This is a genomic window from Streptosporangium sp. NPDC001681 (genome assembly GCF_040298085.1).
Lineage (GTDB): Bacteria > Actinomycetota > Actinomycetes > Streptosporangiales > Streptosporangiaceae > Streptosporangium.
On the sequence record NZ_JBEOZN010000089.1, the window covers coordinates 16,306 to 42,352 of the forward strand.

General features: G+C 66.7%; 17 protein-coding genes. 14 read left to right on the forward strand and 3 right to left on the reverse strand.

The window, feature by feature from the left end:
• Window positions 1-717 precede the first annotated feature (717 nt).
• Entirely contained in the window at window positions 718-1,644 is a 927-nt protein-coding gene (locus tag ABT130_RS32195; protein WP_350961744.1) for a LysR family transcriptional regulator, read from the forward strand.
• A 123-nt stretch (window positions 1,645-1,767) separates the two neighbouring features.
• Here the strand turns inward: ABT130_RS32195 and ABT130_RS32200 are convergent, their stop codons facing one another.
• Entirely contained in the window at window positions 1,768-2,127 is a 360-nt protein-coding gene (locus ABT130_RS32200; protein ID WP_350961747.1) for an Lrp/AsnC ligand binding domain-containing protein, read from the reverse strand.
• Between the two features lie 642 nt (window positions 2,128-2,769).
• Between ABT130_RS32200 and ABT130_RS32205 the strand changes: the two genes are divergently transcribed.
• The 10 genes from ABT130_RS32205 to ABT130_RS32250 all read left to right on the forward strand — a co-directional run bounded on the left by ABT130_RS32205 (window position 2,770) and on the right by ABT130_RS32250 (window position 20,563).
• Complete coding sequence (locus tag ABT130_RS32205; RefSeq protein ID WP_350961750.1) at window positions 2,770-4,944, forward strand: iron-containing redox enzyme family protein; 2,175 nt, start codon at window positions 2,770-2,772, stop codon at window positions 4,942-4,944.
• Entirely contained in the window at window positions 4,941-6,788 is a 1,848-nt protein-coding gene (locus tag ABT130_RS32210) for a carbamoyltransferase family protein (RefSeq protein ID WP_350961782.1), read from the forward strand. Before ABT130_RS32205 ends, ABT130_RS32210 begins: the two co-directional genes overlap by 4 nt.
• 18 nt (window positions 6,789-6,806) lie before the next feature.
• The gene (locus tag ABT130_RS32215) at window positions 6,807-6,983 is read left to right on the forward strand and encodes a hypothetical protein (protein WP_350928650.1); all 177 of its coding nucleotides are present in this window, start codon (window positions 6,807-6,809) and stop codon (window positions 6,981-6,983) included.
• 130 nt (window positions 6,984-7,113) lie between these two features.
• Entirely contained in the window at window positions 7,114-8,166 is a 1,053-nt protein-coding gene (locus tag ABT130_RS32220; RefSeq protein ID WP_350961753.1) for an SGNH/GDSL hydrolase family protein, read from the forward strand.
• Window positions 8,167-8,193: 27 nt separating this feature from the next.
• Complete coding sequence (locus ABT130_RS32225) at window positions 8,194-8,421, forward strand: hypothetical protein (protein ID WP_350961756.1); 228 nt, start codon at window positions 8,194-8,196, stop codon at window positions 8,419-8,421.
• Window positions 8,422-8,640: 219 nt separating this feature from the next.
• Window positions 8,641-9,777, forward strand: a complete 1,137-nt coding sequence (locus ABT130_RS32230; RefSeq protein WP_350961759.1) for a 3-oxoacyl-[acyl-carrier-protein] synthase III C-terminal domain-containing protein — start codon at window positions 8,641-8,643, stop codon at window positions 9,775-9,777.
• 76 nt (window positions 9,778-9,853) lie between these two features.
• Window positions 9,854-17,569 carry an SDR family NAD(P)-dependent oxidoreductase gene (locus ABT130_RS32235; protein WP_350961762.1) on the forward strand — a complete coding sequence of 2,572 codons (7,716 nt, stop codon included), beginning with the start codon at window positions 9,854-9,856 and terminating at the stop codon, window positions 17,567-17,569.
• 239 nt (window positions 17,570-17,808) lie between these two features.
• Window positions 17,809-19,287 (forward strand): acyl-CoA synthetase, encoded by a 1,479-nt coding sequence (locus ABT130_RS32240; RefSeq protein WP_350961765.1) that lies wholly within the window; start codon window positions 17,809-17,811, stop codon window positions 19,285-19,287.
• 134 nt (window positions 19,288-19,421) lie between these two features.
• On the forward strand, window positions 19,422-20,378 hold the full coding sequence (locus tag ABT130_RS32245) for a quinone oxidoreductase family protein (RefSeq protein WP_350961768.1): 957 nt from the start codon (window positions 19,422-19,424) through the stop codon (window positions 20,376-20,378).
• A 32-nt stretch (window positions 20,379-20,410) separates the two neighbouring features.
• Entirely contained in the window at window positions 20,411-20,563 is a 153-nt protein-coding gene (locus ABT130_RS32250) for an ATP-binding cassette domain-containing protein (RefSeq protein WP_350961771.1), read from the forward strand.
• Window positions 20,564-20,745: 182 nt separating this feature from the next.
• Here the strand turns inward: ABT130_RS32250 and ABT130_RS32255 are convergent, their stop codons facing one another.
• The gene (locus ABT130_RS32255; RefSeq protein ID WP_350928664.1) at window positions 20,746-21,576 is read right to left on the reverse strand and encodes an SAM-dependent methyltransferase; all 831 of its coding nucleotides are present in this window, start codon (window positions 21,574-21,576) and stop codon (window positions 20,746-20,748) included.
• Window positions 21,577-21,926: 350 nt separating this feature from the next.
• A complete protein-coding gene (locus ABT130_RS32260; RefSeq protein WP_350961773.1) occupies window positions 21,927-22,430 on the reverse strand; it encodes an NUDIX hydrolase in 504 nt (167 codons plus the stop codon).
• Window positions 22,431-22,832: 402 nt separating this feature from the next.
• Between ABT130_RS32260 and kdpF the strand changes: the two genes are divergently transcribed.
• The 3 genes from kdpF to kdpB all read left to right on the forward strand — a co-directional run.
• Window positions 22,833-22,922 carry a K(+)-transporting ATPase subunit F gene (gene kdpF, locus ABT130_RS32265; protein WP_350928668.1) on the forward strand — a complete coding sequence of 30 codons (90 nt, stop codon included), beginning with the start codon at window positions 22,833-22,835 and terminating at the stop codon, window positions 22,920-22,922.
• The gene (kdpA, locus tag ABT130_RS32270) at window positions 22,922-24,583 is read left to right on the forward strand and encodes a potassium-transporting ATPase subunit KdpA (RefSeq protein ID WP_350961776.1); all 1,662 of its coding nucleotides are present in this window, start codon (window positions 22,922-22,924) and stop codon (window positions 24,581-24,583) included. Before kdpF ends, kdpA begins: the two co-directional genes overlap by 1 nt.
• Window positions 24,583-26,047: potassium-transporting ATPase subunit KdpB (kdpB, locus tag ABT130_RS32275; RefSeq protein WP_502992232.1), on the forward strand; the 1,465-nt coding region annotated here is incomplete at its 3' end. The genes kdpA and kdpB, both read left to right, overlap by 1 nt.

Consider the following 26,047-nt stretch of genomic DNA (forward strand, 5'->3'; position numbering starts at 1 on the left):
GGAGCCGTGGTGACCGTCGCCGGGAGGCGGGCACACGGCAACGCAGCACCGAACACGGCACCACCGGCGCGCCGCCCGGCGCGCCCGGCCGCTCTGGCCCAACGGCAGAGGCGCCGCGCTCAGGACGCGGATGTTCGGGGTTCGAATCCCCGGGGGGACTTGAACCGTTCGCCCATCTCCTGAGCAGGGTCGACGCCCCGTGGCTGGACATCTCATGCCCGGAATGAGCGCGCAAGGGGGCGGCTCCCGGACTCAACTCGACAAAATCGGGTCTGGCAGCGCGGCACACGCCCATGCCGGGCAACCCCAGCAGGCGATTTCCGCTGTGCCCGGGACAGGGGTAGCACGGCGGCCGATGCTCGGCGGCTGTACCACCGAAACCCGGCCCGTGACTCAGCAACCTGATCGATTCAGGAGTGAGGCCATGCGCCGCCCGTCGTCGCCACCGATAGCCGGGGCGATGTTGGTCGAAACGGTCCCGGTTGAGCGTACCCAGCGAGATCGGGCTGGGGACCGGGTCATCCTCGGCTTTGCTGTGGCTGTCCTGCTGGCGGTCGCCGGCGCGGCCGCGTCTCGTACCACCACTTCTACGGTCTGGCGCTGGATCTCAGTGAGTGTCACGCCCATGGCGATCACCTAGCGCCCCCGCTGATCGCGCCTCAAGTAGACTGCGTCAACGAGTGACGACACGGGCCGTTAAGGATTGTGACGCATCGCATGCTCGACATGGAGAAACTGATGATGCTGCGGGCGGTCGCCGCAGCGGGGTCCATCGCGGCGGCCGCACGGGAATTGCGTTACACGCGTTCGGCCGCGTCGCAGCAGATGGCGGCATTGGAACGACTGGCGGGGATACCGCTTCTGGTGCGTGCGGGGAACCGCATCAGCCTCACTCCCGTGGCATGGCAGCTCGTTGAACACACCGAGCGGATCCTCGTCGAGTTGCGCGCGGCGGAGACGACGCTGCACCGGGAGGCCGGTGAGGCCGCTGGGCTGCTGAGGGTCGGCGTGCCTTTCCGCGAGGGGCCGGCCATCATGAGCAGCGCACTGACCCAGTCACGGCAACAGTTCCCCAAGCTCGAGATCAGGCTCGCCGCGACAACAGACGAAGCCGCGGCGGAGGAGGTGCGGCTCGGCCGGCTGGACATGGTCATCCTGTCCCGGTACGGCGCCGCGACTCCGCACAGCCAGCCCGGACTCCGTGAGTGGGTTCTCGGTAGTGATCCGTTACGGCTGTGCGTCCCGGTCGGTCATCGGCTGTCGGGTGAGCGGAGTTGCGCCCTCGACGATCTGCGCGACGAGCCATGGGTCATCAGTCCGACCAGCACGCTTGGACGCCTCACCACGACGTTGTGCATCGCTGGCGGCTTCCAGCCGAAGATCGTCGCGACGGTGGACGACGTGGCGACCGCTCTCGGCCTGGTTGGCATCGGCTGGGGCGTGACCATCGCCCCGGATCTCACGCCAGCGGGTCCGGAGGCGTCGGTGCAACGCATCAGCCTCATCGGGGTCGACGTCGTCCGGCACAGCGTCCTCGTCGTGCGCGACGGTGAACAGCTTTCGCCCGGGATCGCGGCCGTCGTGTCCGCCGTACATGCCGTCAACGCTGCGTTGCGACTCGCCCAGGCGGCCCGCCCGACCTGACGTCTCGGCGGATCGCCGGAGGTGTTCGTGACCTCCGCTGCGGGGAGCCGGGTGACGCGCCTGGTCTTGGTCATGGGTGGCGGTCCAGCGAAGTGAGCGCGCTGGGCAGCGCCAGATCTGACGCTACACCGCCCCGGACGGCCTGCTTCCGGCTCGGCTGGACCGGCTGCGGTTCCGGGCCGGCAGCAGCGGCAGGGTCCGCGGCGCGACCAACGTGGACAGAACGACCACGCTCGTGGAGCGCCGGATGACCGACCGGTTCAGCTCCAGCAGCAGCTGCAGCTGCAGTTCCAGGTTCGACGCCGAGGCCAGGCGGCAGACGACGTCACCGGCCCCGGTGGTTGCATATGCCTCGATCACGCCCGGCAGGCTGAGCAACAGGTCGCAAACCTCTTCGAGGCGGCCCTGCGTGATCTCGAGCGTTGCCAGCGCCTGCACGGGACATCCAGCGGCCACGACGTCGACCTGCGGCACGTACCCCATGATGACGTCGGCAGCATCTTGTCCGGCGCGAACCCAAGCCACGGCTATGTGGACAGAGCCACATAGCGGCCCCAGCCGGTCGGCATGGCCTCGGCGCCCGGCCGTGATCAATGAACGCCCGGCTCCTCGGCTGGCGTACGGGTCAGTCGAAGATCCCGGGGAGCGCCGCGGCTGAGTCCGCGAAGCGCGGAGACCGGCGATCCGCTGTGCGTGGCGCCAGTTTCGCTAACGGTGGGGGAGCCGGATGGTAACGGTGACTTACTTGCCTTGGTCGCAACCCGGATGTCCAATTATCAGATAACAGTCGGCGACGATGTCGGAGGTTGATGTTACCTTTCTCAGCGCTGCGGCTGCCGGATGACCGCAGCACACGAGAATCCGAACTGATAAGGCTGTTCACCACTACATCTCCGGTCCGGAATGATCGGCCGTCATCTCACCCTGTCCTTCGCCTCGCGCACTTGTGACACTCCTTTGCTCGTCGCAGCCGGGGCCGATTTCGCGCCGTACTTTGGGGATGTCCTGTAAAGATAAAGGAGTACCTGATGATCCGCAGGATTGTTGAGTTCTTCCGTCGGCGTCGCCGCAGTAAGCGTCGTGACGACGGCTCTATTTACCCGATGTTCTGATCGGGAGCTTCCCATGACGAGTACTGTGACGGCGCCACGGATCGACGTGCGGGCTCTTTACCTGCGGGCGCTTGACCCGGAAGGTCCGCTGCCGTTGGGCGGCGCGGAGGCGCGGTTGATCGACGAGGCGCTCGCGGCGGTGCCGTCTGCGCCGTTGTCGGGATCGCTTGACGTGCTGGTCGGTGATGCCGGTCGGTGGAGTTCGGCGGAAGCCGCGCGTTTTCGGGTCGAGTTACCGGATGTCGATGTCGCGCGGGTTCTGCTGAATTCGGCGCCTCTCGCCTTGGCCGGTGGCGCTTGGCTGCAGTGGATGTCGAGTTCGGCCAATGGTGATACGGAGCTTGCCTTGCAGGTTCTCGCGCTTTATGCCACTGACATCGGAGTCGGTTCGCCGCATGCCGACCGGGGGAACGTTTATCGGGCGTTGCTGGCGCGGCGGCGTGTCGCGGTGGAGTCCAGTCCGCTGCGGTTGGTGGCCAATGAGCAGGTGGAAACTTTCAGTTTCCGGCTTCCTGCATTGTTGCTGGCGATGAGTCGGCTTCCCGGGCGGTATTTCGCGGAGTTGCTTGGTGCCGATGTCCTCTTGCGCGCGGTGGGCTGGTTGCCACCTCTGGCGGCGCTGCCGCCCGCGACGTTCGATGACACCGTACCCGGTGATCTCGACCTGGGCGGTCGGCGACCGGGTGAACAGGTGAGTGCCCTGGATCGCTCGGTGAACGCGGCGAAGACGTTGCTGGCGAACGATGAAACAGGCGAAGAGACGACGCGTCGCCTCCTGCTCGGGTTCGGCTGGGCGGCGCATGAGCTGCGGCAGTGGTGTGCTCGGTTGCGGGGTGAGATGAAGCTCGCGCGACATCCTGACTATGACGTCTGGCGCTTGTTGTTCTCCCGAGCTCGCCAGGCGGCTGTCTATCACGGCCAGTACATGCTGGAAGGACGACCGCTCGCGGAGTGGTTCGCCGATATCGATGCGGGTCCTGCGGCTTTTCTCGACGCGCTGGCCGGCAGCGGTCTGGTCCGGCCCGGCCATCCTGACCGCAGCCCGCTCCTGCGTGGGCTGATCGGCGAGAAGGGGCCGATGTTCCGGGTGTTCACCGAGGACGAGCTGGCGGTGTTGCGCCGGTGGATCGCTCAGTTGCCGACGGAGGAATGCGGCTCGGATGACCGCGAGGATCTCCATGTGGCCCAGCGGAACTGGTTCCGGACCGGCGCGAAGCGGCAAGCGGTTCTGCCCGCCGCCGGACCTCAGGCCGGTGAGGTCGAGCCGACCACGTTGCGGGACGCCTATCATGCGCTGCTCACCCGTACCGACACTCCCGGGTTGCGTCGGTACGCCTACGTCTACGCGACCCGGTGGCTCACGCGGAGCCGGTTCGGGCTGAACCAGGCGTCGCGGCAGCTGCCGGTGCGCTGGGATCAGGAGAGTGGGCTCCGCGGCTGGCTGGAGGATCAGCACGATCGTCACAGTGAGCAGGTGAGTCAGGCGGAGGACGGCCTGCCGACGCGTGAGCAGCTGATCCGGTCGACCTTGCAGCTCGCGCCGCTGATCATGATCGATGGGGGGTGGTTGCAGGGGTTCACCGATTACCGGCTCGCTTCGTCGGAGGCCGGCCAGTTCCTTTTCCGTACGTATTGGGATGAACTGGGCAATGGTGACATCGATCTGAACCACCCGCGGATTTACCGGGCGTTGCTGGCCGAGATGGGATATGACCTGCCGGACACCGCCTCGCCGGAGTTCGCGGCGTGGCCGGGGTTCGATGACCGGTCCTTCGCGCTGCCGGTCTACTGGCTCAGCATCGCGCGGTTCCCCCGGACGTTTCACCCGGAGATTCTCGGGCTCAACCTGGCGATGGAGTTGTCCGGCGTCGGTGGGAGCTACCGCACCGCACGCACCGCGCTGCGCGAGTACGGGTTCAGTACCCAGTTCGTGGATCTGCACAACACGATCGACAACGTCGCCACGGGACACTCGGCGTGGGCGTCCGACGCGATCGACTGCTACCTGGCGGACATGCCGTCCGGCGGCGATCAGGGCCAGCTGGGTCAGGTGTGGGAGCGGATCAGGCTGGGATATCGCTCGTTGAATCCGCCCGAGGGCCGGGGTGTGGAGATCTACACGACGGCCCGGTCAGTCCTTGCGACGGTCGGCCGGCGCAAGCAGCCTCGGAAAGGTGGTGCCCGGTGACAAAAACGGTTCTCGGCCTGTCGGCCTACTATCACGACAGCGCGGCGGCATTGGTCCGCGGCGGTGACATCGTCGCAGCCGCCCAGGAAGAACGCTTCAGCCGCACGAGGCATGATCCCGGCTTCCCGGCCGGAGCGGTGTCCTACTGCTTGGACGAAGCCGGAGTGCGCCTCAACGATCTGGACTCGGTCGCCTACTATGAGCAGCCGAAGCTGAAGTTCCGGCGAGTGCTGGCGACGTATGCCGCTTCGGCTCCGCACGGGTGGGCTTCGTTCCGTCGGGTCCTTCCCGAGTGGCTCGGCTGGAAGTACCGCACGACGGAGACTGTCCAGGCCCGGCTGGCCGACCTTGGCCGGGGCTCGCCGCCCGGGGTTGTCTGTTTTGGTCATCACGAGACGCACGCGGCCTCCGCGTTCCTGCCCAGCCCGTATCAGTCCGCTGCGGTGCTGACGGTCGACGGGGTCGGTGAATGGACGACCACTTCCTTGTGGCATGGCCGCGAGGATCAGCTGACCCAGGTGGCGGAGTTGAACTTCCCGCACTCGCTGGGGATGCTGTATTCGGCGTTCACGTACTTCTGCGGGTTCAAGGTCGACTCCGGTGAGTACAAGCTCATGGGTCTGGCGCCTTACGGGCAGCCTGTGTTCGCTCCGCTGGTCCGCGAGAAGCTGGTCGATGTGAAGGCGGACGGGTCCTTCCGTCTCGACACCCGCTATTTCGAGTTCCTGCGCGGTCAAGTGATGACCGGTCGTGCGTTCGAGCAATTGTTCGGCGGACCTCGGCGGCTGCCGGAGGCCCGGCTGACTCAGCGGGAGTTCGATCTGGCCGCGTCGGTCCAGTCGGTCGCCGAGGAGATCATGCTGAATCTCGCCGCTACCGCCCGCGAGATGACCGGGGAGGCGAATCTCTGTCTGGCCGGGGGCGTCGCGTTGAACTGCGTGGCCAACGGCAAGATCGCCAGCAGCGGGCTGTTCGACGAGATCTGGGTGCAGCCCGCCGCCGGCGACGCGGGTGGAGCGCTGGGGGCCGCTCTGCTCGCGGCACGGCACGACGGCGGGCGTGCCCATGTGACACAGGGGCGGGACGCGATGCGAGGTTCGCTGCTCGGCCCCGCGTACGCCACGGAAGACATCCAGCGTTTTCTCGACAGCGGCGGGTATCCCTACACCCGCCTCGACGAGCGTGACCTGACCGCCAGGGTGGCAGCGGAACTGGCGTCGGGAAAGATCGTCGGGTGGTTCTCGGGCCGGATGGAGTTCGGTCCCCGGGCGCTCGGGGCGCGGTCCATCCTCGGCGACGCGCGTGACCCGGAGATGCAGTCGAAGATGAACCTGAAGATCAAATTCCGTGAGTCGTTCCGGCCGTTCGCCCCGGTGGTGCTGGCCGAAGACGCCAAGGAGTACTTCGATCTGGGGCAGCCCAGCCCGTACATGCTGATTGTCGCCCCGGTGGCACAGCAGCAACGACTGGAACCGGGCGAGGACGAGAAGGCGGACAGCGAAAGCGCTGATCTCACCACACGGCTCAAGGTGACGCGAAGCAGGATCCCGGCGGTCACCCACGTCGACCATTCAGCGCGGGTCCAGACCGTCGACGGCGAAAGCAATCCGCTCCTGCACCGGCTGCTGAGCGACTTCAAATCCGCGACCGGCAGCTCGGTGCTGGTCAACACCTCGTTCAACGTACGCGGCGAACCCATCGTGGCCTCTCCTGAGGACGCTTACCGCTGCTTCATGCGGACCGAGATCGACCTGCTCGTGCTCGGCAACTTCCTGCTGGCCCGCACCGCGCAACCACGCTGGCACGAAGAAGACGACTGGCGACGCGAGATCCCGCTCGACTGATGCCCCGGTGAGGAGACGATGATGGCTTGGCTGCGCAGCAGTGTTCTGACGGCTCTTTTGTTCGTGCTCTACATAGGGGTCTTCCTGCCCTGGGGCCTCGTGACCCGCGTGGTGCGAGACCCGCTGCACCGCCGGCTCGACCGGACGGCCGTCACCTACTGGACGGTCATCGCGACATCCCCAAGGGGGGATTGAGCTGACTCCAGCGGTGATCACACAGTTTTCCGATCAATAGCCAAAACCGCCGAACAAGCCTGAAAACGAGTAAGAATTCTGCTGGAATTCCTACTTTGTTGAGCCGCAGATCTTGTCGTAAGGAGATCAGGTGGACCGTTACGCTGAATTAGTGCCACAGATGGCGCAGTACGAGAAGTACGCGAAGGGCGGAATACCCTGGCTACCGTACATCATGTATTTCAACGCGCTGAACTACAGTTCTCCGGTGATCAACACCGACTCGGGCGGCTTCCGTATCTCCCGGAGCGGCATGAAACGGTACTCACTGCAGGAAAATCTGCCCCCTGGTCCGGTCAGTCTCGTCATGGGCGGTTCTTCCGCCTTCGGCTTCGGTGCCACGTGCGATCAGAAGACTCTGGCCTCCCTGCTGTCGGAGAACAACACCGGGACACCGTGGTTGAACCTTGCTGCGCCTGCGTTCAATTCGACCCAGGAGGTCGTACTTTTCCTCCTGAACCGGCACCTGCTGCCGGAGGTTCGCGACATCGTCGTCTACGGGGGTCTCAATAATCTCGTCGTCGCCGGGCTTCCCGGGGCGGCCGAAAACTACGGCCAGTTCTTCTTCTCTGGTGAGTTCTTCGGCCATTTCAACGGCCAGGAGGTCGCCAGGACGGACGTCTCGCACATTCCCGGCCGAGACTCCACCAGCCAGAACCCCCTGTCTCGCATCGCACGGTTGCTCCGGCCGCAGAGCAAGAAGGCCGGGGACGCACCCAGTGGGCCCAGTGCGGAGGAAAGAGTCGAGATCGCCACTCGTCTCCTCTTGAAGGATCTCGACCGTCTGCTCGAACTGGCGGAGCCAACGGGTGCTCGTGTGCATTTCGTTCTGCAGCCCACACTTTCCTGGACCGGGAAGAAGCGCTCAGCCGAGGAGGCCGCCCTTCTAGAGGACGACACAGGGATGTGGGCGCAGATGTGGGCCGGCTTTCAACCCGTGTTCGCGGAAGCCGTCTACACCGAACACGCGCAGCGGGTAGAAGAGATATGCAAGACCCGCGGCGTCTCGTTCCTGGACATGAACAAGTCCCTGTTGCTCTCCGTCAACTCCGACGATTGGCTTTTCGTCGACCCGGTGCACCTCAACGACACCGGAACGGAAGCGGTGAGCGAGATCCTCAAACGAGAATTCAATCTTCACTGACCAAGCGGACAGCAAGAAGTATCCCTCATGTTTCGAAAGATCGTCGACTTTCTGCGCGGGCGGCACCGCAAGCGCCGGAGCGACGGCCATGTGCTGGCTGAAAAAAGAGGGGAATCGTGCCTCGTCGGCTCGCGTCATCGGAAGCACGGCATTTCTCTCCAGAACCTGCTGGGGCGAGCTCGGCTTGATTTCCGCAGACTTGATCAGCGCAACACGATCGACAACGTCGAAACCGGCCACCCCGCTTGGGCGTGAATACGATCGACAACTACATGGCCGAAATCATCGACCTTCTCGAACCAGGGCACGAGGACGTGATGTGGGACCGCACTCGCGCCGGATCCGTGGATTCTTCTGCGGTCCGGACTTTCCCACCCTCGCCCCCGGCCTTGGGTAATGTACACCCTGGCTTGTTGCGATGACTCGGACGATCAGGTCCACAAGAGTGGTGTCCTAAGAAAGCGAAGCCAATTCATGAACGTGACCACCGAAGTCGATCCCCACCTCATTGCCGTCGCCGCCGAACTGCCGCGCCCCGAATACTCGACCGACGAACTGATCGCCGCCGGGCACGGGCATCTTTCCGACAGGCTTGTGGCGATGTTGAGCAAGCTGGGTATCCAGAAGCGGCACTCGATTTTGAGCAACTACCCGGATGTCCTCTTCCGGGGCGCCGAGCCGGAACTGGACATCCCCGCGTCCACCCTGGCCGCCAGGGCCGTGCGCACCTGCTTGGCCAAGGCCGACGTGCCGATGGACTCCATCGGTCTCGTGCTCGGCGTGTCCAGCAGTCCCGCCCGGCTGCTGCCCAGTCTCGTGTGCGACCTGTTCGCCCTGATACCGGAAATTCCCCGGACCGCGGCGAATCTGAGCATTGAGTTCATGGGGTGTTCCTCGATGGCGAAGGCCGTCGACACTGCGCGGTGGTTTCTGAACTACCGGCCCGAGCAACACGTTCTTGTGTGCTTCATGGACGCGATCACGCCATTGTCTCCTGAACTGCCGGACTTCTACTCGCATTTCTCAGAGGTGGATGTGGAGGGCCGGCAGGGCACCGTGAACGTACTGCACGGGTTCCTGTTCGCGGATGCCGCCGTGGCGATGGTTTTCGGTGCGCAGGGCGGCGGGCCGTCGTTCGGCCCGGTGGCGAATCTGACGAACGAGCGGGCGTCGGACGCCGAACTCGGCACCGTCCCGGACGGCGGATCGGACATCCCGCTGGTGTACGGGCGACGGGCTTACACGCTGAGCCCCGACGTCACCCCGCGTGGCGCCTTCTATGCCAGTGAGACCCTGAAGAGGGTGCTGGACAGTGACGAGTGCAAGCTGCGTGATCCCAGCGAGGCCGCGGTGCTGCTCATGCATACCGGTAGTACTCGCATTCTGGACGAACTGTGCGCGCAGTTCGGTGTTCGGCCGGAGGACGACATCGTCGGCTCGTCGTATCGGGTGTTGCGAGACTACGGGAACACCATTGGTTGTTCTGTCCCGCTGATGTTGGCGGAGTCGACCCGCCGGCCGCCAGGGCAGGGATTGGTCGTCTCGTTCGGACTCAGCTTCGCCTGTGGCGCTTTCACAATGAACATCCCCGACGGCGGCTGGAGACCCTGACTGCCGACCCGGGCCTACCCGTCAGGGTGTCGGAACCCACTAGGAGCCAGGACTCGAATTCGCGTTTGGAGTGCACATGCGTTACACCCTTCCCTCCTTGTTCGCCGCAGCCGCGGATATCGGGCAGGACGAACCGGCGGTGTTCGCCGACGGTGGATACCGATCCTGGAGGCAATGGCGTGACGACGCGGACGCGTTGGCCCGGGGGCTGCAGGAGTCGGGTGTCGGGCCGGGCGACGTGGTGGCCGTCCATCTGCCCAACAGCTGGGATTTCCTCACTCTCCACATTGCCATCGCCGCCGCGGGCGCGGTGATGCTTCCGCTGCACCTTGGTCTCGGGCTGGTGGAACTGCGCTCGCTTCTCGAGCGCACTGGCGCCGGAACGATTGTCGTGCCGGCCGACAACCAGGGACGATCCGGGGCCGAACTCGCCCGGCAGCTTCGCACGGGCTCATCAGCGCTGCGGCATGTGCTGATGACCGGAGAGCCGGACGACACCGTTGGCGACGTCGGCTGGATCGAGACGGTGAAGCGCCAGTGGAAGGGAGCGTCGCCGCTGCCTGTGCGCGTGTCACCGGACGATCCATTCGTGTTCCTGCCCTCGTCGGGGACGACCTCGCTACGCCAGAAAATCTGCGTGCACACCCACGACAGCCTGCTGTCCAACGCGGCCGCGACCGCCGCTGACGGCCAAGCACTCCGCACCGACGAAATCGTCAGTGCCAGCCCGTTCACGCATCTTTTCGGCTTGCTTTCCATCCATCTCAGCCTGGTCACCGGCGGCAGGCAGGCGCTGTTGCCCAGGTGGGACGTCGAGCACTTCGGTCAACTGACCCGGCACGCCGCGCCAACGGTGCTCTTCGCGGTACCCGCGCAGATCCGGGACATCGTGTCACGGCTGGGCACAGTGGAGGACCCGAGCGGATTCACGCTGCGGGAGATGCGGGTCAGCGGTGCGGTTGTTCCTGCCGCACTCGTCGAGGAGGCGCGCCGCCGCACCAAGGCACGGGTGATCGTGCACTGGGGCATGTCCGAGCTGGGTGGGGGCCTGTTCACCCGGCCCGGCGATCCGCCTGAGACGGCGATCAGGAGTGTCGGCCGTCCGGTCTCCGAGGGGGAGGTGCGGGTCGTTGGGGAGAACGGCACGCTGTGCGGCGTGGGTGAGACCGGCGAACTTCAGTTCCGCGGCCGGTCCTTGTTCAAGGAGTATCTGGCGGAGCCGGAGCTGACACGTGCCGCGCTGACAGCGGATGGCTGGTTGCGGACCGGTGACCGGGCCAGCCTGAACGCGGACGGCACGGTCGCGTTCCGCGGTCGTGATGCGGACCTGATCAATGTCGGCGGGGTGAAGTTCAGCGCGACGGAGGTCGAGGTACTGCTCGCGACCTTTCCAGGTCTGCGGCAGGTCGCCGTTGTCGGCCGCCCGGACGAGCGTCTCGGCGAGTATCCATGCCTGGTCGCCAGCCTGCGCGACGGCGGGTCGGTCACCTTGGGGGAGGTCACCGAGCACCTGGCCGCCAAGGGAGTGGCGGACTATAAGATGCCCGCTGAGCTGATCCTGCTCGAAGAAGTACCCTGCACTCCGACAGGAAAGATCGCGAAGAGCCGCCTCATCGCGATGCTCGACGACGGTGCCGCAACCACGTCGACGTGGGCTCAGCGACTTCTGACACACAGCCCCGCCGAGCGCTTCGCCCAGGCGCTGGAACTGGTTCGGGCTCAGGTCGCCTCGGTACTCGGGCGGTCCGATCCGATCGGGCCGGACCAGGTCTTCACGGACTACGGCCTGCGCTCGCTGACCGCTGTCAAGCTGCGGATGGAACTGGTCGAGGCCACGGGGTGCGATCTGCCGACGACCGTGGCCTTCGACCTGCCAACGCCCCGCCGGCTGGCCCGGCATTTGGCCGACCTGCTCAGCGCCGAGCACCGTGTTCCGGGCAGCGTTATCACGTCACGGTCGCACCGGCGTGGTGACGAGGATCCCGTTGCCGTCGTGGGCATGGGTTGCCGGTTGCCCGGCGGTATCGCCTCTCCCGCCGAGCTGTGGGACCTGCTGGTGGCGGGAGCGGACGCGATCGGGGATTTTCCCGCCGACCGTGACTGGGACCTCGGCGCGGCCGCCTCTTACGTCCGACGCGGTGGCTTCCTTCCGGATGCCGCCTGGTTCGACGCCGAGTTTTTCGGGATCTCGCCGCGGGAAGCCGCCCTCATGGACCCGCAGCAGCGACTGTTGCTGGAAACGGCCTGGGAGGCACTGGAGCACGCCCGGATCGACCCGGTCTCGCTGCAGGACAGCGAGACCGGCGTATTCGTCGGCATGATGGCGTCGGACTATCTGCCGAGCCGGCAGGAAGCGGCACCGGGCTTCGACGGCGGGGCGATGATCGGAAACGCGAGCAGTGTCGCATCCGGCCGGATCTCCTACCTACTGGGGCTGCGCGGCCCTTCGCTCACCGTGGACACCGCGTGTTCGTCGTCGCTGGTCGCCTTGCATCTCGCGGCACAGTCCCTACACTCCGGAGAGTGTTCGCTGGCGCTGGTGGGCGGCGCCACAGTCATGTCGACTCCCGCTACCTTCGCGGAGTTCGCCCGGCAACAGGCACTCTCCTCCGATGGACGGTGTAAGGCCTTCGCCGCCGCAGCGGACGGTACCGGGTGGTCGGAAGCCGTCGGAATGGTCGTCCTCGAACGTCTCTCGGACGCTCACCGTGCCGGTCACCGGGTGCTCGGTGTCATCAGGGGCAGTGCCGTCAACCAGGACGGCAGGTCAAACGGGTTGACCGCGCCGAGCGGCCCAGCGCAACAACAAGTGATTCGCAGGGCATTGGCCGACGCTGGGCTCTCACCGTCCGATGTGGACGTGGTCGAGGCGCACGGCACGGGCACGAAGCTCGGTGATCCGATCGAAGCGCGGGCGATCCTGTCCAGCTACGGGCAGGACCGCGACAGCCCGTTGCTGCTGGGTTCGGTGAAGTCGAACCTCGGACATACCCAAGCCGCCGCCGGTGTCATCGGGACGATCAAGACGATCCTGGCGATCCAGCACGGGCTGGTGCCCAAGACGCTGCATGTGGATGAACCTTCGCCGCACGTGGACTGGTCTGCGGGGGCGGTGCGTCTGGCCACCGAGCCGGTGCCGTGGCCCGTGACCGGACGGCCACGTCGCGCCGGTGTGTCAGCGTTCGGGATCAGTGGTACGAACGCGCACATCATCCTGGAGCAGGCCCCGGTCGAGGCCGATGTGACCACAGCGCGGGCACCGCTGGCGGCGGTGCCACTGATCCTCTCGGCGTCGACGCCGCAGGCACTGAGAGCGCAGGCAGAACGATTGCTCGCCGACATGGACGCGGGCGTCGACGCGGCGGACATGGGCTACTCACTGGTCTCGACACGGGCGAGCCTTGAGCATCGTGCGGTGATCGTCGACGCCGATCGCGCCGAACTGGCCGCTGTTGCCCAAGGGACGTCCGCCGTGGCGGTGACCGGTCGCGCGGACGTGCCTGGCCGGACTGTGTTCGTCTTTCCTGGCCAGGGTGCGCAATGGGCCGGTATGGGCCTCGAACTGCTCGATTCCGCTCCGGTTTTCGCGGATGCCATGGTCGAGTGTGACAAGGTACTCAGTGAGTTCGTCGATTGGTCATTGATCGAGGTCCTCGGTGACGAGTCGGCCCTGCAGCGGCCCGATGTCCTCCAGCCCACCATGTTCGCGATCATGGTCTCGCTGGCCCGGCTGTGGCAGTCCCACGGTGTCACCCCCGACGCCGTGATCGGCCATTCCCAGGGGGAGATCGCCGCAGCGTACGTCGCCGGCGCGTTGTCGTTGCGCGACGCGATCCGGACAGTTGTACGGCGTGCGCTCCTGTGTTCGTCGCTGATCGGTACCGGCCTGTTGTTGTCCGTGGAGTCGACCTGGGACCTCGAACAACGGATCTCCCGATGGCCCGGTGTGAGCATCGCCGCGTACAACGGACCTTCTTCGGTGGTCCTGGCCGGAGGTGCAGACGCCATCACCAAACTGGCCGAGGAGTACCGAGCAGAAGGCATGCGGGCCAGCGTCATCCCGGCCAGCTTTCCGTCGCACTCCGCGTCCGTCGAGCCCCTCCGCGACCGGCTGCTGGAAGAGCTGTCCGGCATCAGCCCGCGACCGGTGGACATTCCCTGGTATTCCACGGTGACCGGCGCGGTGATGCGCGGATCGGAAGCCGGCGCCGGCTATTGGTACGACAACCTGCGCCAGCCCGTCCAGTTCGCTTCGACCGTGAAAACCCTGGTGTCAGCGGGATTCGGGCACTTCATCGAGATCAGCTCGCATCCCGTGCTCGTTCCGTCGATCCGGGAAACGGTGGGCGAAGCCGGATCGGCCGTGGGCACACTGTGCCGTGACAAGGGCGGTGTGCGACGATTCCTGACCTCGGCGGCTGAAGGCTACGTGCGCGGCCTGGCCGTCGACTGGGCGAGCTTGTTCGACGGCAGCGGAGCACGGCGGATAGACCTGCCTACCTATCCGTTCCAACGCAGTCGTTACTGGCTTGGCGGCGCGGCGCGGCCACGGGCGGCCGGTCTCGGCCAGCAGGGCCTCACACACCCGTTGGTATCGGCCCTCGTCGAAGATCCAGGCCACGACGGCTCGGTGTTCACCGGCCGGATTTCCCTGGCCGAACTGGCCTGGCTGGACGATCATCGCGTGAACGGCACGGTGGTGGTCCCGGGAACAGCATTGCTGGAACTGGCGATTCAGGTCGGCGACCGCTTCGGCCGCGGGCGGGTCAACGAGCTGTTGGTGCTCTCCCCCCTGGTGGTTCCCGATCACGGCGCTGTTCAGGTGCAGGTTCGCGTCGGCGACGAGCGGGACGAGTGTCTCACGTTCATCATCTATTCCAGGATCGAAGGTCGCGAGTCATGGACGAAGCACGCGACCGGAGAACTCGGCCCGGATACGACCTCCCCCGGATTCGCCCTGTCCGCATGGCCACCGGAGGGGGCGCAGGCGGTGGATCCAAGTACCGTGTACCAGTCCCTCGTCGATGCCGGTGTGGCGCACGGGCCGATGTTTCGCACCTTGCGTGTGGTCTGGCAGCGCGGTTCCGAATTGTTCGCCGAGGTGGAACTCCCGGAGGGACCGCGCGACGAATCGTCCGCGTTCTGGCTGCATCCCGCTCTGCTTGACGGAGCACTCCATCCGACCGCGTTGCTCAGTGGCCCCTCCGACGGCCCGCTGCTGCCGTTTGCGTGGCGAGGCGTGAGCCTGTTCGCGACCGGGGCGACGGCACTTCGGGTGTGCCTACGCCCCGACAGCGATGGAACGGGGGGATTCGCCCTCGACATCACCGATGACCAAGGCATTCCGGTCGCGCAGGTGGAATCCCTCATCCATCGCCAGCTCACGGCCGGCCTTCCCGGCGCGGGCACGGCGTATCGGGAATCGTTGTTCCGGATGGACTGGGCCGCCGTCGACCCTGACCGGTGTCCGCGGTCCGACCATGACGTGCTGGATCTGAGTGCGGAGCGCGACCTACGGAGCGTCCTTGCCAGGGTCGTCACGACGATGCGGGATCGGGCGCCCGGCGCGGCCGGGCTGGTGGTCCTTACCAGCCACGCGGTGACCACCCGGGAGGGCGAGGACACCGATCCGGCCCAAGCCGCGGTGTGGGGTCTGGTCCGTTCGGCGCAGCAGGAGAACCCGGACTCATTCCTCCTTGTCGATACGGACGACCCGGCGTCATTCGAGCCGACCTTGCCCCCGGGGGAAACCGAGTTCGCCATCCGCTCCGGTGCGATCCTGGTTCCCAGGCTGGTCAGGCAGCCAGTGGACGACGAACCGACGACGCTGAACCCCACGGGCACCGTGCTGATCACCGGCGGAACCGGGACCCTCGGCCGGCTGCTGGCCAAACACCTGGTCCAGCAGTACGGGGTGCGTCAGCTGCTGCTGCTGTCCCGGCGAGGACCGGACACTCCCGGTGCGGACGTGCTTCACAAGGAGCTGGCCCACTGCGGCGCAACGGTGAACATCGTCGCCTGTGACGTGGGCGACCGTGCGGCCCTCGCCGATGTCTTGGCCGGAATAGCCGCCGAGCACCCACTGACGGGGGTGGTTCACGCCGCCGGGCTGCTCGACGACGGTGTGGTCGGCTCGCTGACCGCCGACCGGTTCGACACCGTGCTACGCGCCAAAGCCGATGCCGCATGGCACCTACACGAACTCACCCTGGACCGTCCTCTGGAGATGTTCGTGTTCTTCTCCTCGATCGCCGGCCTGCTCGGCAGCCCCGGCCAGGGCAATTACGGTGCGGCCAATGCCTATCTGGACGGGCTGGCTGCCTACCGGCGGGCTCGAGGCCTCTCGGCGGTGTCGGTGGCCTGGGGACTGTGGGAATCGGACACCGGCATGACCGGCACGATGACTGCGGTGGATCACGACCGGATTCTTCGCAGCGGCATCGAGGCATTGTCCGACGAGGATGGGCTTCGCCTCTTCGACGCCGTGCTCACCGCGGGTCCCGCGCTGCTCGGGGCAATGCGCGTCAACGTCCCGGCACTCCGGCGCGGTTCGCCGAGACCCGCATGGAACGGCATCGTTCGGCCGCCGAACAGGCGGACCATCGTGACCGGAGCCAGTGAAGCCGGCACAGCGGGCTCGTTGCGCCGACAGTTCGCAGAGCTCGACGAGGCTGGACAGGTTCGGCTCATCGAGAACACGGTGCGCTCTCATGCCGCTGCCGTGCTGGGCCACAGTGACCCATCCGTAGTGGACCCGAACCGGGAATTCCTGCAAAGCGGATTCGACTCGCTGTCGGCGATGGAGTTGCGTAACCGGCTCAACCAGGTCACCGGCCTGAAGCTGGCCTCGATGGCCGTGTTCGAGAGCAGGACTCCCGCCAGGCTGGCCGATCTGGTGCGCCGCGCCATGGTCGAGCAGCCGGACGCGAGCGTGACCAGGACAGACGTGTCCACAATGGATCATCATGGCGATGACTTGGTCTTTTCGCTGGTCCGGCAGGCCGTGGACGCAGGGAAGGTCACCGAAGCCTTCGGCCTCATGCGTGCGGTTGCCGACCTCCGGCCGTCCTTCGCGTCCGTCGCGGATCTCGGCTCGTTACCGACGCCGATGACGTTGGCGGAGGGACCGTCCGGCGTTCGGCTGATCGCCTTGAGTTCACCAATGGCCGACGGTGCCGTTCACCAGCACGCGCGGCTCGCCGCGCATTTCCAGGGCGTCATGCGCATGTCGGCGGTGCCGTTGCCAGGATTCGAGTCGGCCGAAAAACTGCCCGCCACCGGCGAAGTCGCGGTCGCTGCGGTAGCGGAAAGCGTGCGGCGGGTCAGCGCGGGTGACCCGTTCGTACTGCTCGGCTATTCCTCCGGCGGGGCGCTTGCCTATGCCACCGCCGACTACCTGGAGACCAAGCTGCAAATCCGACCGGCCGCAGTGGTTCTTCTCGACACGTTCAGACTCGGCGACCCGTCGGCCCCCCTCGATCAAGTACTGCAGCGGATGTTCTCGGTCGAGCCGACCTTCGGCGCGATCACCGGCGACCGGCTCTCTGCCATGGGGCGCTGGCTGGCCGTTATGTCCGAGCTACGGTTCGACCCGATCACCGCGCCGGTTCTGTTCGTCCAGGCCGCCAAGCCGTTCACGCAAGATGACCAGGATTCCGGCCGCTGGGTGGCCACGCCCTTCGAGCCGACACACACTCTCAGGTCCGTGCGATCCGACCATTTCACCATGGTCGGGACCGATTCTGACCAGACCAGTCGCGTAATCCAGGAATGGCTTGAAAAGACGCTATGACTGCATTTCGTCATCGCTGGTCTATTTTCGCCAGATCGTGAATCGTGCTGAAAATGGCGAGGAAGCACTCGTGCGATGCACGAACGCTCTCGACGTATTAGACGTCAACGGACTTCACGCGAAGATTACGAACTTTGAAATCCTGCCGGCGGTGCCCGCCCGCCGGCCGGGACCGGAGTCACTCGGAGGCAAAGATGCGAGACCAAGGTCTGGGTTCCTGGCCTGCCAGGCGGGCCCGGATGAGCGCGGCGAACGTGGCGGTCCGATACGAGGATCAGGCCATCACCTACGCCGAGCTCGATGAGCGGGTCGCCGCGCTGGCGGGCCGAATGCGTGCGCTCGGCGTTCGCCGGGGCGACCGGGTCGCCTATCTCGGTCCGAATCACCCGTTCTACCTCGAAGTGCTGTTTGCGACCGGGTTGCTCGGCGCGGTGTTCGTGCCGCTGAACTTCAGGCTCACCGCCGGAGAGATTGACGACCTTCTCTCGGACTGCGCGGCCAGGTTGATCATCTACGGCGAATCCATGAAGGAGAAAGTCTCCGAACTCGATAGGGACCGGCATGGTGTTCGGGCGCTGGCGTGCACCGAACTCGACAGCGCCGTGCGCGAAGACGTTCCACCTGACGAGCACGTCAGCCTCGAGGACCTGTGCGTGATCCTGTATACGTCCGGTACTACGGGAAAGCCCAAAGGCGTCATGCTCACGCACGGCAACCTCACCTGGAACTGCTTCAATACCATTGTCGAGAACGATGTGACCACCGATGAAAAAGTGCTGATCGCGGCCCCGCTCTTCCACGCCGCGGCACTGTGCATGATGTGCCTGCCGACCCTGCTCAAAGGTGGGACGGCAGTTCTCGTCTCCTCGTTCGAACCGGATTCGGTGCTGGACCTGATCGAGCGCGAGCGCATCACAGTCATGTTCGGCGTGCCCGCGATGTTCGAGGCAATGGCCAGTCGGCCGCGCTGGCCAGAGGCCGATCTCTCGAGTATCCGTCGCCTCTTGTGCGGCGGCGCACCGGTACGCCTGGCGACGATCCGCCGTTACCTTGACCGGGGACTGAACTTCGGTCAGGGATACGGTCTTACCGAGACGGCTGCCGGAGTGCTGATGCTCGACCGCGCTCATCTGGAGATCAAAGCCGGATCCACTGGCGTGCCTTCGTTCTTCACCGACGTCCGGGTCGTCGACGCCGATCGGCGAGAGGTGCCCAAGGGTGTCCCGGGGGAAGTCATGGTCAGCGGCCCGAACGTGATGCGTGGCTACTGGGGTCAACCTGATGCCACCGACGAGGTCTTCGACGCGGGATGGTTCCAGACCGGTGATGTCGGCGTCGTTGATGAGGACGGTTACTTCTTCATCGTCGATCGGATCAAGAACGTGATCATCTCCGGCGGCGAGAACGTGTACCCCGCGGAGATCGAAGGCCTGTTGCGCGGCCTCGACGGTGTCTCCGCCTGCGTCGTGATCGGCGTGCCGGACGAGAAGTGGGGCGAAGTCGGCAAGGCCGTGGTCGTCGTCGATCCGCGTGCTCGCATCGACGAAGCCACGGTGCTTGCTCAGTTACGGCTTCGCCTCGCCGCGTACAAGGTGCCCAAGTCGGTGCAGTTCGTCGACGCGCTGCCCACCACCGCGTCCGGCAAGATCTCCAGATCTGAGGTCCACCGACGCTACGGTGACGGAGGGGTGCTGCGAGAACGTGGTTCGGATCAGTGACCGGTATTACTTGCGCGGCGGCGCCCTTTGCACCTGATTTCTTTGACTGTTCGCCATACATCACACAGTCATATTGACCGGGCCACACCCGGCAAAGTGCATCGTTCGTAAACCCTACGCTAAGGAGTCAATCGGTGCGTGCTGTACAGGTCGGGGAGTTCGGCGGTCCCGAGGTGCTCAAAGTGGTGGACCTGCCGGAGCCGGTCCCGGCTGACGGCCAGCTGCTGGTGAAGGTGAACCGCGCCGGCATCAACTACGCCGACACGGATCAGACCGAGAATTCCTTTCCGTCCCCGCAGAAGCTGCCCTTCGTGCCCGGCTTCGAGGTCGTCGGCCGCGCACAGGACGGCCGCCGCGTGGTCGCGTTGAGCGTCGACGGCGCCTACGCTGAGTACGCCCTGGCCGACGAGCGGCTGGCATTCGACGTGCCCGACGGCGTGTCCGACGCCGCCGCACTGGCACTGGTTCTGCAGGGCGTCACCGCGTGGCACCTGCTGCGCACCTCGTCGCGCATGCGGCCGGGCGAGTCCGTGCTGGTGATGTCGGCCGCGGGTGGAGTCGGCTCGCTGGCCGTCCAGTTGGCCAAGCTGTGGGGCGCCGGCCGGATCATCGGTACCGCGTCCTCGGCCGACAAACGCGACCTTGCCGTCGAGCTGGGCGTGGACGTGGCGATCGACGCCAGTCCGACCGAGGGACTGACCGAGCGGATCATCGAGGCCAACAACGGCAAGCCGGTCGACATCGTGCTGGAGATGACCGGCGGGGAGGTCTTCGATGCCACGCTAGGCGCGCTGGCCGGCTTCGGCCGCCTGGTCGCCTCCGGCTCGGCCTCCAGGACCACCCGACCGCCGGTCTTGCCGTCCAAGCTGATGGCGAACTCCACGTCGGTGGTCGGCTTCTTCCTACCGGACTGCTTCCACCGGCCGCCGATGATGCGCGAGCCGATGGACGAGTTGTTCGCGATGGTCGCCGACGGTCGGCTGGTGCCGCAGTTGGGCGGTGACTACGCGCTGACCGATGTGGTGCAGGCGCATGAGGACCTTCGCTCCCGCAAGACCGTCGGCAAGCTCGTGCTGGACCCCGCGAGGTAACCGGTTCGCCCGCGGCGGCCCGTTCGGTCATCATGAGCTCCCAAGGGCTTCTTGAGGTCGGGCGGCCTCGCGTGTCGGCACTGGTCGGGGAGAACGGCGCGGGTAAGACTACCCTGCCGCGCATCCTGTCCGACGCGCGGAAACCCGCCGATGGCGGCGGGTCGTGCGGGGCGGCCTTGGCGTGATGCCGCAGTTCATCGGCTCGGTTCGTGATGAGTCCACGGTCCGCGACTCCGGCCAAACCCTCGCTGTTGCATGCCGCTCATTGGTCAGCCTGGCGACGCCGGCATCAGGCCCGAGCCCGGTGGTTCCACAAACGCGCCCGTCTGGTTACCGCATAGCCCCAGCTCAAGTCGCGAATGGCTAGCTAGAGGTGGGCGTGCTCAAGCCGTCCGACGCCACCTTCGACGCGCAACCTCGGCGCCTGGTCCAACAGCGGGATGTCGGGCTCGTCGTCGCCGGGGACCCGCCAGTCCTGGACGGGCATAAGGCCCGGTTCGATCAGCTTGAACCCGTCGAACAGCTGTAGCACCTGCTCGTGCGTGCGGAAGACGGACTGCGCGGGGGAGCCGGCGGTGGCGAGGCTGAGCTGTCTGATCGATTCTGGGGCGCTCTCGGCCATGGTGTGGGACAGGATGAGGTGGCTGCCGGGCGCCATCCGGTCGCGGAAGTGCTTGATGATGCCGGCCGGGGACTCGCTTTCCATGACGAAGTGCAGCACGGCGACCATCAAGATCCCGACTGGCTGCTCGAAGTCGATCAGCTCGATGACCTGTGGGTCGTTGAGGATCTCCGCCGGTCGGCGCAGGTCGGCGCGCAGAGTGGTCAGGCCGGGTTCGCTGGCCAGCAGGACCTCGGCATGGCGTTGGACGACCGGGTCGTAGTCGACGTAGACGACACGCGCCTCGGGAGCCACCCGGCGCGCGACCTCGTGGACGCTCGGCGAGGTGGGGATGCCTGTGCCGAGGTCGAGGAACTGCTTCACCCCTCGGGCGGCGACGTGGCGTACTGCTCTGGTCAGAAACATTCGGTTGGCTCTGGCCACCGCCCTGGTGTCCGGGGCCACCGCGAGCAAACGGCCGCCGATCTCCCGGTCGATGGCCAGGTGGTCTTTCCCACCCAGCAGGTAGTCGTAGACCCGTGCGGAGCTGGGTACGTTGGGGTCGACACCGGGAGGAACGCGCTCCAGCTCAGCCATGATCGCCATCATAGTCGCCTCATATCCCTGCACATCCGGTCAAGTGCCCCGCGATTTGTGAGGTCTGCCCACAGATTGCGGCGCCGATCGGGCCGAACCGCCCGTGAGGGTGTGTCGCCATCGCGTCTGGTGTCGGGAGCGAGGCCGACTGGAGGTGATCTTGAACGTGACGAGGAAGCATCACGGGAGTGATCACAACGATCTGTCGCCCGCTCCCAGGTAGGAATCCGCTGCGGAGGAGGCCGTGGCGAGCTCGACCGGCCGCCGTATCACCTCCTCCTCCACGCCGCGGCGACCGGTTTGTGTCCGAGGGGCGGCACGCGATACGACGCCGGAGACGGCAGGGGTGGCTATCCGCCGCTCCGCCAGGGCAGTAGGACCGGTTCGGCGGGAAGGTCCCCGGCCAGCAGGCCGGGCAGCAGGACAGGCAGGTTGACGGGGAAGACCAGCTCCCGGGTGGTCAGGAACTCCCGGTGCGGCCACCAGCGGTGCGCCGAGATCTGCGAGCGCTCCAGCTCCTCCTGTCCCGAGACGTCGACGGTGTGGCCGTCGACGCGCAGGAAGAAGAACGAGTCGGTCGCCTTGACCAGGACGTCGCCGAACTCGGCGAGGCCGGAGGTGCGGGCCACGACGGGCCCCAGCCGCTCCTCCGCGACGTCCAGCCCGGTCTCCTCGCGCAGCTCGCGGACCGCGGCGGCGGCCAGGCTCTCCCCCTCGTGCACCCCTCCGCCCGGGGTGACCCAGAAGTGCTCGGCGGGCCAGTGCGCGGGAGCCCGGAACCGGAACAGCAGGAGGCGGTCGTCGTCGTCGACCAGCAGGACCCGGGCACTGGGGCGGGAGATCGGGGCAGCCACCTTCCCGATCATAGAAGAGCCTCTCGTCCACGGGGTCGTTCGCGCGACGCCCGGCGGTTGACGGCCGGGGCACGGGTGAGAGAACGGCGCGTCGCCGAGGCCGGGGCACCCGCTCGTCCCGTGCGGCGGCGGGAGCCGGTGATCGGGTGTCAAGCGGTCGTCAAGGTATGCCGGGCCCCGCGTGGGGGAGGCGTCAAGCCTGGGTGCCGAGGCGTATGGAAACCGTCAAGCGGCGCAATAAGCGCGGAAAACAGCGCTTTCCTTGCATGTGCCCTGCCCGTCGGGCGGTGGTGAGAACAAATCCCGGATGCGAGGAGTGGGGATGGCAGACGTCATCTTCGTCGCCCTGACGATCGCGGTCTTCGCGATACTCGGGCTGGTCGTCAAGGCGGTGGAACGGCTGTGAGTACCGTCAACGCCGCCGGTCTGGTCGTGGTCGTCGGCCTGGTGATCTTCATGGTCGTGGCCTTGCTGTTTCCGGAGCGCTTCTAATGTCGTCGACCATGGCCGGAGTCCTGTTCATCGGATCCCTCGTCGTCGCCCTCGCGCTGGTCCACCGGCCGCTGGGCGGCTACATGTACCGCGTCTACACCGGCGGGAGGCACCTCGCCCCCGAGCGGGTGATCTACCGGCTCATCGGCGTCAGGCCGGACGCCGAGCAGGGGTGGGGTGGCTACGCCCGCAGCGTGCTGGCGTTCTCGGCGGTCTCCGTCCTTTTCCTCTACGGGCTGCAGCGGCTGCAGGACAAGCTGTTTCTGTCGCTGGGCTTCCCCCCGGTGACCGACCACGTCGCGTGGAACACCGCGGTCAGCTTTGTCACCAACACCAACTGGCAGGCCTACTCCGGTGAGTCCACCATGGGCCACCTGGTGCAGATGTCCGGCCTGGCGGTGCAGAACTTCGTGTCCGCCGCGGTGGGCATGGCGGTGGCGATCGCCCTGGTCCGCGGTCTCGCCCGCAAGGAGACCGGGGAACTGGGCAACTTCTGGGTGGACCTGGTCCGCGGCACCCTTCGCATCCTGCTGCCGATCGCCCTGGTCGGCGCGGTCGTGCTGCTGGCGGGCGGACTGGTCCAGAACCTCGCCTCCCCGCACGAGGTGACTACCCTGACCGGCGGCACCCAGGCGATCACCGGCGGTCCGGTGGCCAGCCAGGAGATCATCAAGGAGCTGGGCAACAACGGCGGCGGGTTCTACAACACGAACTCGGCGCACCCCTTCGAGAACGCCACGAGCTGGACCAACTGGGTGGAGATCTTCGCGATCCTCCTGATCCCGTTCGCGCTGCCCCGCACGTTCGGCCGCATGGTCGGAGACAGGCGGCAGGGCTACGCGATCGTCGCGATCATGGGGATCCTGGCGCTGACCGGCGTCGCGCTGCTCACCGGGCTGGAGACCGCCCACGGCGGCACGGTCCCGCAGGCGGCCGGCGCCGCGCTGGAGGGCAAGGACATGCGCTTCGGCGTGCCCGACTCCGCCACCTTCGCCGCCGCCGCCACCCTGACCTCGACCGGCGCGGTGAACTCCTCCCACGACTCGTTCACCGCGCTCGGCGGCATGATCACGATGTTCAACATGATGCTGGGCGAGGTCGCCCCCGGCGGCGCGGGCGCGGGTCTGTACGGCATGCTCGTCCTCGCGGTGATCGCGGTATTCGTGGCCGGGCTCATGGTCGGCCGCACCCCCGAGTACCTGGGCAAGCGGATCGGCGCCCGCGAGATCAAGTTCGCCGCGATGTACTTCCTGGTCACGCCGGTGCTGGTGCTGACCGGCACGGCGCTGGCGATGGGCTCGGCCGAGCAGCGGGCGAGCATGCTCAACACTGGCCCGCACGGCTTCTCCGAGGTGCTGTACGCCTTCACCAGCGCGTCCAACAACAACGGCTCCGCGTTCGCCGGCCTCACCGCCAACACGCCGTGGTACGACGTGGCTCTCGGCCTGTGCATGGCCTTCGGCAGGTTCTTGCCGATCATCTTCGTACTCGCCCTGGCGGGCTCCCTGGCCGCGCAGGCACCGGTGCCCGTATCAGCGGGCACCCTGCCCACCTACCGGCCGCAGTTCGTCGGCATGGTCGTCGGCGTGACGGTGATCCTCGTCGCGCTGACCTTCCTGCCCGCCCTGGCACTCGGCCCGCTCGCGGAGGGATTCCAGTGATGTTCACCCGGACGTTCCAGATGCCGGGCCATACCCCCACCCCCGGGAACGGCAGGGTGGGCGGCGGTCTCCTCCACCCCAGGCAACTGATCACATCGCTGCCCGAGGCGCTCAGGAAGCTCAATCCGGCCACGCTCTGGCGTAACCCGGTGATGCTGATCGTCGAGATCGGCGCGGCCTTCACCACGGCGCTCGCGGTGGTGGACCCCTCGTTCTTCGCCTGGGCCACTGTGGTGTGGCTCTGGCTGACCGTGCTCTTCGCCAACCTGGCCGAGGCCGTCGCCGAGGGGCGCGGCAAGGCACAGGCGGCCACGTTGCGCGCTGCCAAGCGCGACACCACGGCGCGGCGGCTGCGTGGCCGCGACTCCACCGAGTGGGACGTCGTCGGGGCACCCGAGTTGCTGCGGGGAGACTTCGTCGTGGTGGAGGCCGGGGAGATCATCCCAGGTGACGGCGACGTGGTCGACGGCATCGCCTCGGTGGACGAGTCGGCCATCACCGGCGAGTCCGCCCCGGTCATTCGTGAGTCGGGCGGCGACCGCTCGGCGGTGACCGGCGGCACCAAGGTGCTGAGCGACCGGATCGTCGTCCAGATCACCCAGCGGCCCGGCGAGAGCTTCATCGACCGGATGATCGCCCTGGTCGAGGGTGCCGGCCGGCAGAAGACGCCCAACGAGATCGCCCTCAACATCCTGCTGGCCGCCCTGACGATCATCTTCCTGGTCACCACCGCGACCATGCAGCCACTGGCGATCTACGCCAAGGCCCAGAACCCCGGAGTCCCGGACTCGCCCGCCCTGACCGCGGACGGTGTCAGCGGCATCGTGCTGGTCGCGCTGCTGGTCTGCCTCATCCCGACCACCATCGGGGCACTGCTGTCGGCGATCGGCATCGCCGGCATGGACCGGCTGGTCCAGCGCAACGTGCTCGCGATGAGCGGCCGCGCGGTCGAGGCGGCAGGAGACGTCAACACCCTGCTGCTGGACAAGACCGGCACCATCACCCTGGGCAACCGGCAGGCGTCGGCGTTCCTGACCGCCTCCGGAGTCTCCGCGGACGAACTGGCGGAGGCCGCACAACTGGCCAGCCTGGCCGACGAGACCCCCGAAGGCCGCTCCATCGTGGTCTACGCCAAGCAGGAGCACGGGCTGAGAGAGCGCCTGCCGGGAGAACTCGCCCGCGCCCAGTGGATCGGGTTCACCGCGCAGACCCGGATGAGCGGTGTCGACCTCGAAGGCCGCCAGGTCCGGAAGGGCGCCGCCACCGCCGTGATGAAGTGGATTCGCGACCACGGCGGCCATCCCGTCGAGGCGGTCGGAGGCATCGTCGACGCCGTCTCCGGCTCCGGCGGCACCCCGCTGGTCGTCGGCGAGATCGCCGACGGCAGGGCGCGGGTGCTGGGGGTCATTCATCTCAAGGACGTCGTCAAGCAGGGCATGCGCGAGCGGTTCGACGAGATGCGCC